The organism is uncultured Maribacter sp., from assembly GCF_947500985.1.
Lineage (GTDB): Bacteria > Bacteroidota > Bacteroidia > Flavobacteriales > Flavobacteriaceae > Maribacter.
This window is the reverse complement of the sequence record NZ_CANMTX010000010.1, coordinates 27,367-40,110: the sequence shown is the minus strand read 5'-3', so window position 1 is coordinate 40,110 and position 12,744 is coordinate 27,367. Positions and strand designations below refer to the sequence as shown.

13 protein-coding genes are annotated in these 12,744 nt (G+C 35.0%); all 13 read right to left on the bottom strand.

The genetic code is table 11. From position 1 onward, the window contains the following. Nucleotides 1–14 precede the first annotated feature (14 nt). The 13 genes from Q0871_RS16795 to Q0871_RS16735 all read right to left on the bottom strand — a co-directional run bounded on the left by Q0871_RS16795 (nt 15) and on the right by Q0871_RS16735 (nt 12,737). Nucleotides 15–2,099 carry a hypothetical protein gene (locus tag Q0871_RS16795; protein WP_299325722.1) on the bottom strand — a complete coding sequence of 695 codons (2,085 nt, stop codon included), beginning with the start codon at nt 2,097–2,099 and terminating at the stop codon, nt 15–17. Nucleotides 2,100–2,290: 191 nt separating this feature from the next. Beyond that, nucleotides 2,291–2,731 carry a hypothetical protein gene (locus Q0871_RS16790; protein ID WP_299325720.1) on the bottom strand — a complete coding sequence of 147 codons (441 nt, stop codon included), beginning with the start codon at nt 2,729–2,731 and terminating at the stop codon, nt 2,291–2,293. Nucleotides 2,732–2,834: 103 nt separating this feature from the next. Continuing rightward, nucleotides 2,835–4,328 carry a M20/M25/M40 family metallo-hydrolase gene (locus tag Q0871_RS16785; RefSeq protein WP_299325718.1) on the bottom strand — a complete coding sequence of 498 codons (1,494 nt, stop codon included), beginning with the start codon at nt 4,326–4,328 and terminating at the stop codon, nt 2,835–2,837. Nucleotides 4,329–4,559: 231 nt separating this feature from the next. Beyond that, entirely contained in the window at nt 4,560–4,790 is a 231-nt protein-coding gene (locus Q0871_RS16780) for a hypothetical protein (protein ID WP_299325717.1), read from the bottom strand. Nucleotide 4,791: 1 nt separating this feature from the next. After that, nucleotides 4,792–5,556 carry a tryptophan synthase subunit alpha gene (gene trpA, locus Q0871_RS16775; RefSeq protein ID WP_299325716.1) on the bottom strand — a complete coding sequence of 255 codons (765 nt, stop codon included), beginning with the start codon at nt 5,554–5,556 and terminating at the stop codon, nt 4,792–4,794. A 6-nt stretch (nt 5,557–5,562) separates the two neighbouring features. Further along, on the bottom strand, nt 5,563–6,747 hold the full coding sequence (trpB, locus tag Q0871_RS16770; RefSeq protein WP_299325715.1) for a tryptophan synthase subunit beta: 1,185 nt from the start codon (nt 6,745–6,747) through the stop codon (nt 5,563–5,565). Next, a complete protein-coding gene (locus Q0871_RS16765) occupies nt 6,744–7,370 on the bottom strand; it encodes a phosphoribosylanthranilate isomerase (protein WP_299325713.1) in 627 nt (208 codons plus the stop codon). The genes trpB and Q0871_RS16765 overlap by 4 nt, the downstream gene beginning before the upstream one ends. Then, complete coding sequence (gene trpC / locus Q0871_RS16760; protein WP_299325711.1) at nt 7,370–8,155, bottom strand: indole-3-glycerol phosphate synthase TrpC; 786 nt, start codon at nt 8,153–8,155, stop codon at nt 7,370–7,372. Before trpC ends, Q0871_RS16765 begins: the two co-directional genes overlap by 1 nt. Before the next feature lie 51 nt (nt 8,156–8,206). Next, entirely contained in the window at nt 8,207–9,202 is a 996-nt protein-coding gene (gene trpD, locus Q0871_RS16755) for an anthranilate phosphoribosyltransferase (protein ID WP_299325709.1), read from the bottom strand. A 69-nt stretch (nt 9,203–9,271) separates the two neighbouring features. Further along, entirely contained in the window at nt 9,272–9,841 is a 570-nt protein-coding gene (locus Q0871_RS16750; RefSeq protein ID WP_299325707.1) for an aminodeoxychorismate/anthranilate synthase component II, read from the bottom strand. Nucleotide 9,842: 1 nt separating this feature from the next. Beyond that, the gene (locus Q0871_RS16745; RefSeq protein ID WP_299325705.1) at nt 9,843–11,240 is read right to left on the bottom strand and encodes an anthranilate synthase component I family protein; all 1,398 of its coding nucleotides are present in this window, start codon (nt 11,238–11,240) and stop codon (nt 9,843–9,845) included. A gap of 252 nt (nt 11,241–11,492) precedes the next feature. Beyond that, the gene (locus Q0871_RS16740; protein WP_299325703.1) at nt 11,493–12,074 is read right to left on the bottom strand and encodes a YceI family protein; all 582 of its coding nucleotides are present in this window, start codon (nt 12,072–12,074) and stop codon (nt 11,493–11,495) included. Between the two features lie 30 nt (nt 12,075–12,104). Next, nucleotides 12,105–12,737 carry an NAD(P)H-dependent oxidoreductase gene (locus tag Q0871_RS16735; protein WP_299325700.1) on the bottom strand — a complete coding sequence of 211 codons (633 nt, stop codon included), beginning with the start codon at nt 12,735–12,737 and terminating at the stop codon, nt 12,105–12,107. Between the last annotated feature and the right edge of the window lie 7 nt (nt 12,738–12,744).

Genomic DNA, 12,744 nt, shown 5'->3' with positions numbered 1-12,744 from the left:
GAATTCGTTTTAAATTAATGAACCTTGCGAACCACTTTTATATTGTTTGAAATATCAAAACAGCCATTGAACTCATCAAATGTCCAGCCAGGTTCCATACCTGTTAATCCATCTTCGTATCTAATGTAATAGATAAAGCATGTTCCTTCACCGGCAGCGTTAAAATCTACAGCTTGTACATCTGCTAAAGTTGGTGGCAATCCAAGTATTCTACCAGATTCATCTGTAATTATCCAAGAGCTATTTGCTCCTGACGCATTTTCGTTGGTTAAAGTAATACCAGTAACGAAATCAGCAGTTTCATCGACAATAAATTCAAACGGACCTCCCGTAATTGTACCGGCTTCAGGTTTTGTTCTTACCACTGTCAATGGGTTCGATAGCGCAAAATTTCCTGTAACGTTATTTGCATTCATATCTACCGCAAGTCCTGTAATTTCACCTTCGTAACGTGCGTACCAAATTAAACAAGTTCCTGCACCGGCACCATCAAAGTTTACGCCTTCTACAGCTTCAAGTGTTGGAGGTAGACCCAATATTTTTCCTTGATCATCAGTAATAACCCAAGTGTTTTGAGTTCCCGTTGCGTTGGAATTATCTAGCGTAATGCCATATACATTATCAACTTCACCGTCAACACAAAAGCTAAATGGACCTCCTTCTAAAGTACCTGCATTTACACCTTGTACTCTTTGAACTTCAATAGGGTTAGACAGATCAAAGCATCCGTTTAAGTCTGCAGCGTTATAGCCCATGGCGGCACCTTCTAAACCATCTTCATATCTTAAATACCAAATTAAACAAGTACCAACACCTGCAGCATCAAAGTTTACACCTTTAACAGCATCAATAGTTGGTGGAAGACCAAGAATATTCAATTCTTCATCTGTAATAACCCATGTGCTATTTGTTCCTGAAGCTTCAGAGGCATCTAGCATAATATCGGTTACATGGTCAGCTTCACCATCTACATAGAATTTATATGGTCCACCAGTTAAAACTCCGGCTTCGGTTTTACTTCTAACCACTTCAATTGAATTAGATAAATTAAAATTCCCCTGTAGGTCATTTGCATTCATATCAACAGCTAGTCCGTTCAATTCACCTTCATAGCGTAAATACCATATTAAGCAAGTACCAGCACCTGCTCCATCAAAATTCACCCCTTCTACTGCTTCTAATGTAGGTGGAAGACCTAGAATTTTTCCTTGCTCATCTGTAATAACCCAGCTGCTACTGCTACCTGTAGATTCTGAGCTGTCTAAAGTAATTCCATAAACGTTATCTACTTCACCATCTACACAAAAGTTAAATGGACCTCCTGAAATTATTCCAGCATTTGCAGCATCTAATCGAGTAACTTGAATAGAATTAGATAAACTAAAACAGCCTTCAAGTTCTCCCGCATTCATACCTGCTTCGGCACCGATCAAATCATCTTCATATCGTAAATACCAGATAAGACAAACACCTGCACCTGCCATGTCAAAATCAACTTCTTTTACAGCTTCTAATGTTGGTGGTAATCCAAGAATATTGAGTTCATCATCGGTAATGACAAAAGTACTATTGCTACCTATTGCATTTTCACCATCTAAAGAAATATCGGTAACGAAATCGGCATTACCATCAACGGTAAATTCATAAGGTCCACCTGAAAGAACACCTGCCATGGTTTCGTTTCTTTGGACCTCGATGGAGTTCGATAAATCAAAAGAGCCTTCAAAACCATTGGTATTCAAACCCATTTCGAGTCCGGTTAGCCCTTCTTCATATCTTAAGTACCAAATAAAACAAGTACCTGCACCCGCAGCGTCAAAATCAACACCTTGTACTGCTTCTAAAGTTGGAGGAATACCAAGAATATTATTTTGGTCATCAGTAATTACCCATGTGCTGCTAGTACCTGTAGCGCTTTCACTATTAAGGGTTATGCCACTTACCATATCAGGTACACCGTCTACACAAAAAGTAAAGGGTCCGCCGGCGATGTCACCAGATGCTGGTATGATTACGTTGGATACGGCATTGTCGTCATCTGAGCAACTTGCTATAATCAGCAAAAGCATTAAAATTGATAAAAAGTTGAAATTTTTCATATGTTCTGTTTTTTTTTTGGTTACAGACAAATGAATAAAAATCATATTACAAGGTAATCACAAGAATATCAACTTATTGTGATAACTCTTGTGATAGTTTCGTGATATTTATAGAGTATTACCTATTTTGACAATCGTCACGGTAATATGTTGATTATTAGAAAGATGGTTGTTTACACTTTTTTATCTATCTAAAAAATGGCAACTAGTGATTTATACCCTTGCCAGCTGCAAGTGCCATCGCTAGTTGTAAAAGTTTCGTAGTCATTACTGATAGTATAGGTGTCTATGGTCGTACAACCACCCAGTGGTATTTCTCTCAATTGAAGTTCAAAATGAATAAGCTCATTAACATCGGATGGAGATAGAATTTTTCTTTTGTTATTTAAGCTAGCAGTTAAAATACCTTCTTTGTTTAAAACAGTAATGGTTTGGCGTTTGCCATGAAAACAACCAATAGAAGTAATTTGAATAGAATAGTGTTCGCCATGTTGTAACATTTCAACCATTGTCGGCAATCGATCTGTTGAGTATTTATAATCAGCAGTTACTATAGAATCGTCTACTTTAAAACTTGTAGTTAATATAAAAATGGAAAGTAAAAATAACCAGGGATGCTTTTTAAATATCATAATAGTTTTAATTCAATTATTATGCCGATAATTTTGCTGGTTGAAGGCAGAAGAATCGGCATTTACTTAAAAGACTGTAAAAAGTTTCTAATGTGGTAGAATATTACATTTTAGAACTTAATAGCGCATAAAATGTTTCGATACCATATGCTATTTGCCCAATTTTTAAATTCTCATTGGGGCTGTGTTGATTGTTATCTGCGTTAACCATTGGTACAATAAATGCCGGAATCTTTAATTCATTGATGAAAGGAGAAATAGGGACGGTACCACCCATTATTCTTATTTGAACGGGTTTTTCTCCGAATTTAGTTTCTATGGTTTTAACGATGCTATTACCAAACGGATTATTCAAATCTGTACGGAAGGCATCTGTAACCGTACCTTCTTTAATGGTTACAATCTTATCATATTTAAGACGGTCTTCCATAGTTGGTTCTGTACTCATTACATGAAAGCCTTGGTTTTTAATATGCTCCTTTACTAATTTTTTAAGTCTGTTGCCATCAGATTCTGGAACTAATCTTAAGTCTAATTCTGCAGTTGCTGTAGCTGGTAAAATTGTTCTAGCCTGATCACCAATCCATCCAGAACCCAATCCTCTTATGTTTAAAGAAGGATATTGCAATGCTTCTTGGTAAAAGCTACCTACTTTTTCAGGAGTAAAAATTGCTAAGTTTTTATTGATCTCTTCTATATTATCAGGTACACTTTTTAATATTTCTAACGTAGCTTCATCCAAGGTTATTCCGTCATAATATCCTTTGATTAAAACTCTGCCATCAGCATCTTTCATAGTAGCTAGAAGTTGCGATAATTGAAAACCAGGGTTAGGAGCGTAATTTCCGTAATGACCACTATGCTGAGGTTTTATTGGTCCGTGAGTGGTGATAGATAATGTAGTGATACCTCTGCAACCATAAATAACGGTAGGTTTACCAGAAACATGAACCGGACCATCATTAATGACTAAGAAGTCAGCTTTAAGTAAATCTTTATATGTGCGCACAGCTTGCGGTAATGGTGCACTACTTTTCTCTTCTTCACTATCTAAAATGACCTTTACGTTATAAGGTATTTCAATACCGTCTTTTTTTAGTGCATCAATGGCGTTTAAAAACATAACAATAGGTCCTTTATCGTCAGAAGTAGATCTTCCGAAAAGTCTCCAGTCATAATTAATGTCATCTTCTAAATCTGAAAATGATTCTTTTTTCCAACCATCATCAGTCTTAGATTTTAGCACTACTGCGTAAGGATCAGGCTGATCCCATTTAGTAGCATCAACAGATTGCCCATCTAAATGCATGTAAAATAAGATGGTAGGTTTAGTATCATCCATTGGTAGGGCAGCAAAGAAAAGTGGTAATCCTTCTGTCTCTAAAATGGTACTATTGAAGCCGCGTTCGGTAAACTTTTTTCTAAGCCAATAAAGGTTTGTATCTATATCATCTGCGTTTAAGGCATCATTAGGTAAGGCAACAAATTCTCTTAATTCTACAATTGCATTGGCAACTTTAGATTTTATTAGGATAGAGTCTTGTGAGTACCCGGAATAAAGAGTAATAATTAATAGAAGGGTAAGTGATTTTTTCATGTTCGTTCTCGTGGATATATTCTTTAAATGTAAGCAAAATGGAGGGAACTGTACTCTAATTAGATGGTTGCATTTGTTAAGATTTTCTATATAAAAAATGAATAAACTATTTAAGGCTGTTTTAGAAGTAGGGTAGAAAATGAACGAGGTTGCCCTATTAAGGCAACCTCGTTCATTATTTTAAATATGGGATATGCTAACAATTATTTAAATGATTAAAAAATTATCAATTTAATTTCCGGTTTTTGAGCTGATTATCTTCATGATAATTAAACGAATTAAAAGTATAAACGGAAATCCATGTGATACAACATCAAACCAATCCATAAAAACCATGTCATTAGCACCACCAAAAATCCATTTTAATTTGCCTACAATATGTGGCTCAGGAAAAAAGGGTGCTAAACCTAAGGTAAGGCAAAGTAGAATAATTAGTTTCCAATTGTTTATAAACTCTTTCAAATTATCGTATTAGTTTGGTGAACTCAGCAGTTTTATCAGTTCCATTAGCAGTCAAATGCTTAATAAAAGCAGAACCTATAATAGCACCTTTGGCGGTTTTAGTTGCCTGCTTAAAAGTTTCTTCGTCCTTAATACCAAAACCAACTATTTGTGGATTCTTTAAATTCATGGAAGCTATTCGCTCAAAATAATTTTCTTGTTCTTGACCAAAACCCGATTTTGAACCTGTAACACTAGCAGAACTGACCATATAGATAAACCCGTTAGAAGCATCATCAATTTGACGAATACGAGCATCACTAGTTTGTGGTGTAATTAGAAAAATATTTATAAGTCCGTATTTTTTAAAAGTTGCCTCATAATCCTCTTTGTACACATCTAAAGGTAAATCTGGCATAATCAATCCGTCAATACCAATTTCTTGACATTTTTTACAGAATGCCTCAACACCGTATTGTAACATTGGGTTAAAGTATCCCATTATAATTAAAGGGATAGAGACCGTTTTGCGAATATCTTTTAATTGGTTGAAAATTATTTCGGTAGTCATTCCATTTTTCAAGGCGGCAGTGGAGCTTTCTTGAATAGTAGGTCCGTCTGCAAGAGGATCACTAAATGGTAATCCTATTTCGATCATATCTACGCCGTTCTTTTCCAAATCTTGAATGATTTGAACGGTATCATTCAATGCAGGATAACCAGCCGTAAAATATATAGAAAGAAGCTTTTTGTCTTCTTGTAATTTTGTTGTAATTCTATTGCTCATAATAGGTTATGCTAGCTTAAAATAATCAATATATGTATTCAAATCTTTATCGCCTCGACCAGAAAGGCTGATAACGACAACGTCATCTTTCTTGAATTTTTTATGTTCAAAAATGGCAAACGCATGTCCTGTTTCAATAGCAGGTATAATTCCCTCTAATTGCGATAATTCTAACCCTGCAGCCATAGCCTCGTCATCTGTTGCAGAGTAAAATTCAGCACGACCAGATTTGAATAAATGCGAATGCATAGGACCTACGCCAGGATAATCTAATCCCGCAGAAATAGAATAGGGTTCTGTAATTTGACCATCTGTTGTTTGCATCAACATGGTTTTGCAACCATGAATAATACCTACTTTACCAAGAGCAGATGTTGCAGCACTTTCGCCAGAATTTACTCCTTTACCAGCAGCTTCAACGGCAATAATTCCAACTTCAGGTTGATCTAAGAAGTGGTAATAAGTGCCAGCGGCATTACTGCCACCACCAATACATGCCACTACGTAATCAGGATTTTCTCGCCCTTCATGTTCTTTCAGTTGCCATTTTATCTCTTCTGATATTATAGATTGAAAACGTGTAACCATATCTGGGTAAGGATGCGGACCAATTGCAGAACCAATAATGTAATGGGTGTCTATAGGATTGTTTATCCAATCTCTAATAGCCTCGTTTGTTGCATCTTTTAATGTTCTACTACCAGATTTTGCCGGTCTTACTTCTGCGCCAAGCATTTTCATACGGGCAACATTAGGAGCTTGACGGGCAATATCAATTTCACCCATGTAAACGATACATTCCATGCCCATTAAAGCACAAACGGTAGCGGTAGCAACACCATGTTGACCAGCACCAGTTTCGGCGATAATTCTAGTTTTACCCAATTTTTGGGCCATAAGAATTTGACCGATAGTGTTATTAATCTTGTGGGCACCAGTATGGTTTAAGTCTTCTCTTTTTAAATAAATTTTACAACCGTGCTTTTCAGAAAGACGTTTAGCAAAATATAGGGGAGAAGGTCTACCAACATAGTCTTTTAAAAGCTGATTAAATTCTTTCTGAAAAGAATCTTCATACATCAGTTTTAAATAATTTTGTCGTAGTTCCTCAACGTTTGGGTACAACATTTCAGGTATAAAGGCACCACCAAATTCACCGTAGTATCCTTTTTCGTCAGCATTATAATTCATAGCGCTTCTTTAAACTTTTGTAATTCTTCAATATTTTTCAATCCTGGTTCTATTTCGAAAGAGCTATTGACATCAATGGCATAGCAATATTTAGATTCAGGTGTTTTCATAAATTCATTAATCTTATCCAGATTATTTAAACCAATACCTCCGCTTAAAAAGAAAGGTTTTGTAGAAGGGTAATTTTTAAGAACAGACCAATTAAAGGTATATCCATTTCCGCCGGGTAATTTTCCTTTAGTATCAAAAAGGTAATAGTCGCACACATTTTCATACGGCGTCAAAACATCAAAGTTGAATTCCTCTTTAATGGAGAATACTTTTATAATGTCGACTTTATGATTCAATTTCTTTAATTCAGCTGCAATTTTAGTACAATAATCTGGAGTTTCATGGCCGTGCAATTGCAGTCCTTGTAACTGATATTTCTGAACTGTATTAATGATATAATCTAACTCTGCATCAACAAAAACGCCCACTTTACTAATCGTATGCGGAAGTTCGGAGATTTTACCTTCAAAAAATCTAGAAGAGGGTTCCCAGAAAATAAAGCCCAAATAGTCTGGTCGCAATTGCGCAACTTCAGTCGTATTCAGTTTCATTCCACAAATTTTCAGTTTCATTAGTTTTTCAAGTTTTTGATGAATTGAATGGCACTTTTCCCAGGGTTATCTGTCTTCATAAAATTCTCACCAATTAAAAAACCTTCATAACCATAAGGTTTTAATTCTTTGATGGCATCAATAGAACTAATTCCGCTTTCAGAAATTTTTACAAAATCATCTGGTATCAATTTTGATAAAGATTTACTAGTATCTAAACTTACCTCGAAAGTCTTTAGGTTTCTATTGTTTACGCCTAACATATCTAAACTTGGCATAATAGATTTATGAAGTTCCTCTTCATTATGTACCTCTAATAAAACATCTAAGCCTAAGCTTTTAGCCAGTTCAGAATAGGTCTTAATTTCTTGCTTTGTTAGAATTGCTGCGATAAGTAAAATAACATCTGCACCATATGCTTTGGCTTCGATTATTTGATATTCACTAATGATAAATTCTTTACGTAGTAATGGAAGATTAACCGATGCGCGTGCTAAAATTAAATCTTCGATAGCACCACCAAAATATTTAATATCTGTAAGTACGCTCATTCCGCAAACTCCGGCATTCTCATAACCTTTGGCAACTTGACCAACATTAGCATTTTGATTAATACTTTCTTTGGACGGAGACCTACGTTTAAATTCAGCTATAATACCCGTATCACTATTTTTAAGTGCTTGAGCTAAAGAGTTGGTTTTTCGATTAAAAAGTACAGATGCTTCATATTGAGACACTGGAATGATCGATTTTTTCAATTCAACTTCTTTGCGTTTATCGGCTACTATTTTATCTAGAATGTTCATGAAATATATGTTCTTTATTACCTCGTCATTTCAAGGTATGAAGTAATCTGCTTAATTTCTGCTTAGTTCTTGTATTTTCTTCAAAGCTGCTAGTCCGTGTCCACCTAAAAGCGATTCTTTAGCTTTTTCAAAACCTTCTAAAGGTGTTAGGTTATTTACAGTAGCTATTGCAATACCGGCATTAGCACACACAACATTGTTTTGCGGCTCTGTACCTCTGCCTTGTAAAACATTCAAGAAAATCTGAGCAGAAGTATCAATAGAATCTCCGCCTACAATATCACTTTGTTTAATTTGTTTTACACCAAAATCAGATGGTTTTAGCATGCTTTCTGTATGGTTAGAAATGGTTTTAGTACTTCCCGTTAAAGAAATTTCATCATACCCATCTAAAGCATGCAGAACGGTGAAATTCTTATCGGTTTTCTGATATAAATATCCGTACATACGGGCAAGCTCTAAGTTGAAAACACCTACCATTTGATTTTTAGGAAAAGCAGGATTTACCATTGGACCGAGCATATTGAAGAACGTTTTTACGCCTAAATCTTTACGAATAGGAGCCACATTTTTCATGGCAGGGTGAAATAGGGGAGCGTGTAAAACACAAATACCAGCTTCATCTATACATTTTTCTAGGAAGCCAGCGTCGTTACTGAATTTTATCCCTAGAAATTCCATCACATTACTACTACCACATTTAGAAGATACTCCGTAATTACCATGCTTAGTAACTTTTACTCCTGCGCCTGCTGTAACAAAAGAGGCAAGAGTAGAAATATTAAAAGTATCTTTTCCATCACCACCAGTACCGCAAAGATCAATAGGGTTATAGGCAGATAAATCTACTGCCAAACATAAATCTAATAATGCATCTCTAAATCCTTCAAGTTCTTCAATAGTAATACTACGCATCATATATACTGTTAAAAAAGCAGCAATCTGACTTGTGTTGTAATCACCTTTCGCAATATTTACCAAAATGCGTTTCGCATCTTCTTTGGAAAGTATTTCGTGATTTATAAGTTTATTAAGTGTCTCTTTCATTTTTTTAATACTATTAAGTAGTTTGTATAGGGTACAAAGAAGTTTTTACTTTGTACTTGATACTCATTACTATGCTTTTGCATTTACCCAATTCTCAAGCATTTTTTTTCCTTGCGGAGTTAAAACAGATTCTGGATGAAATTGTACGGCACGTACATCATAAGTTTTATGACGGAGTGACATGATTTGTCCGTTTTTATCTATAGAAGTAGCTTCTAAAACTTCTGGTAAATTAGGATTCACCACCCAAGAATGGTATCTACCTACTTCGATTTCATTAGGCAGCCCTTCAAAAATAATATCATCTTTTGTGATTTTTATTTTAGTTGCAATACCGTGGTACACTTCATCCAAATTTATTAACGAACCACCGAATACTTCAGCTATAGCCTGTTGCCCCAAACAAACACCGAATATACTTTTGGTAGGTGCATATTTTTCGATGATTTGTTTTAATAATCCCGCTTCATCAGGAATACCAGGACCTGGAGAAAGTACAATTTTATCAAAAGCATCAACCTCTTCTAGAGTAAGTTGGTCATTACGTTTTACAATAACCTCACAACCTAATTCCTCTAAATAATGCACTAGGTTATAAGTGAAACTATCGTAATTATCTATAACTAATATTTTCTTCATCTTATATTTCTTCAGCTATTTCTAATGCCTTGGTCAAAGCTCCTAGTTTGTTATATGTTTCTTGTAGTTCGCTTTCTGGGTTTGATGCAGCGACCAATCCGGCGCCAGCCTGATAATGTAGTTTGTGATTTTTACTTAAAAAAGTTCTGATCATGATGGCATGGTTGAAGTTTCCTGAGAAATCCATGAAACCGATAGCGCCACCATAATACCCACGACTCGTTTTTTCATATTTTTCAATAAGTTGCATTGCCATATGTTTAGGCGCGCCACTTAAAGTACCTGCGGGGAAAGTGTCAGCGACAACCTTCATAGTAGGTATATCACTTTTCTTTATTCCGGTAACCTTTGAAACTAAGTGAATTACATGAGAGAAAAACTGTACTTCTCTATAGTTTTCTACCTGTACTACGCTACCATTTCTACTAAGGTCGTTACGTGCAAGATCTACTAACATTACATGCTCACTATTTTCTTTATCGTCTGTCTTTAACTCTTTAGCAAGTTGTGCATCTTGTTCATCGTTTCCGGTTCTTTTAAAAGTACCAGCAATGGGGTGAATTTCTGCCTTACCATCGCTAACAATCAGTTGTGCTTCTGGTGAACTACCAAATATCTTAAAATCTCCATAATCGAAATAGAACAAATATGGTGAAGGATTTACAGAACGTAACGCTCTATAAACATTGAACTCATCACCTTTAAAACCTTGAGAAAAACGACGGCTCAATACCAATTGAAAAACATCGCCACGTTGACAATGCTTTTTTGCTAAGTCTACATGTTCTCTATATTCTTCATCTTCTAGATTAGATTCTCTGTCACCTTCTATTTTAAAGTTATACGTGGCAAAATTTCTAATACTTAACAGTTGTTCTAATTCAGGAATATTATTCTCTGTGTTATAGCAATGCGCAAAAAGATAAGCTTCGTTCTTATAATGATTTATAGCAATAATGTTTTGATATACTGCATAGTAAATATCTGGAATATGAATCGAGTCATCTTTAACAGATATATCTACATCTTCGAAATACCGAACGGCATCGTAAGCCATATAGCCGAACAGACCATTATTTATAAATTTAAAGTCGTTAGTGTCTGCCTTGAACGTTTTACTGAACGTATCAATAATATCAACAACATTGGTATCTACTGTAATTTGAATCTCTTCAATAGCGCCATCAGGAAACTGTTTTGTAATAATCTCATTCTCCACTTTAATAGATGCAATAGGGTTGCAGCAGATGTACGAAAAGCTATTGTTATTAGCGTGATAGTCACTACTCTCTAATAAAATACTATTTGGAAAACGGTCTCTTATTTTCAAATAAACGCTTACCGGCGTCATGGTGTCGGCAAGAATTTTTTTATGATATGTCTTAAATTGATAGGTCATAGGTACTTTTATAAAATAAAGAAGGCTTGTCGTGATGACAAGCCTTTATATAGTTTTACTACAATGATGCTTTGCTCACGATGTTTTTCGTAAGTTGTTCCACCACCAAGTATTTGCGATTAAATTTTTCATTGAGCATCAAATATAAAGAGGAAATTTAAACTATCAAACTTTAGCTAGTCAAAAATAAAAATCCCTTTGAAATTTATCAAAGGGATTTTAAATTGTTGTAATTTGATTGTATTAAAACGATTATAGTACTAAGTCTACTACTAAATCAAAATCATCGTAGATTGCTTTATCTCCTAGATTATCAAAAAAGCTTCCAGAACCATATTTAATATCAAATTTTGTTCTGTCTACTTTAAGTGTTGCAGTAGCTTTATTTTCAAACATAGAAACCACTAGGGTTATAGGTTTTGTAATACCTTTAATAGTTAAGTCTCCTGTTACGGTATATGAATTGTCGTTCATGGCCTTAACAGAAGTGAAAACCAATTTTGCAGTTGGGTTACTTTCTACGCCAAAGAAATCAGCAGATTTTAAATGACCTTCAAGTTTTTCTTTTCCACTCCCTGCTTCAAGATCATTATTAGAAATTGTAGTCATGTCTACAACAAATTCACCACCAGTTAATTTCTTTCCGTTCATTTCTAGATGACCAGATTTTAGGTTGATGCTACCATCATGTGATCCGGTAACCTTGTAACCTTTCCATGTAACAGTACTTTCGCTAACGTTAATTTCTTTTTTCTCTCCATCAATTGGTGTAGAGGCTGTAGCGCTAAATCCGAAAATGGCTACGAATGCTAAACTTAATAATGATTTTTTCATGTTTCTAATTTTAAAATGATTGTGTTTAATTTATATATGAGTGATAATTTGTTCTTTAGAATATCTCACCTTAGGGTAATTTTGAGTTTCATCTTCAGCAGATCTATAGCCAACAGCTAAAACTACGGCAGCATTCAACCCATTGTCGGTAAGACCTAGAATTTCATTGTACTGAGCTTTATCAAAACCTTCCATTGGGCAGGTGTCAATTTCCATTTCAGCGGCTATGGTCATTAGATTACCTAATACAATATAAGCTTGGTTAGATGTCCAAGCGTTCTTTTGCGCATCAGGTAAATCTAAAAGAGTAGATTTCATAGTTTGCGAAAATCCTTCAAGATCATCTTTAGATAGTCCTCTAATTTTCATGATGTTATTAATGTAATCATCAATCATAGTATCGTCAAAAGTAGGCTTATTGGCTAAAACAATAACATATGATGCATCTGTTATTTGAGATTGGTCATATGAGGCAGCTCTTAGTTTTGTTCTAATGTCTGCATCTTCAATTACATAAATTTTATAAGGTTGTAAACCGTAAGAAGAAGCTGTTAAATTAGCAGCGTCTAATAAAGTTTCTAAATTCTCTTTGCTCACTTTTTTAGAGCTGTCAAATTTTTTAGTGGCATAACGCCAGTTTAATTTCTCTAATATTGAATTCATTGGTAAA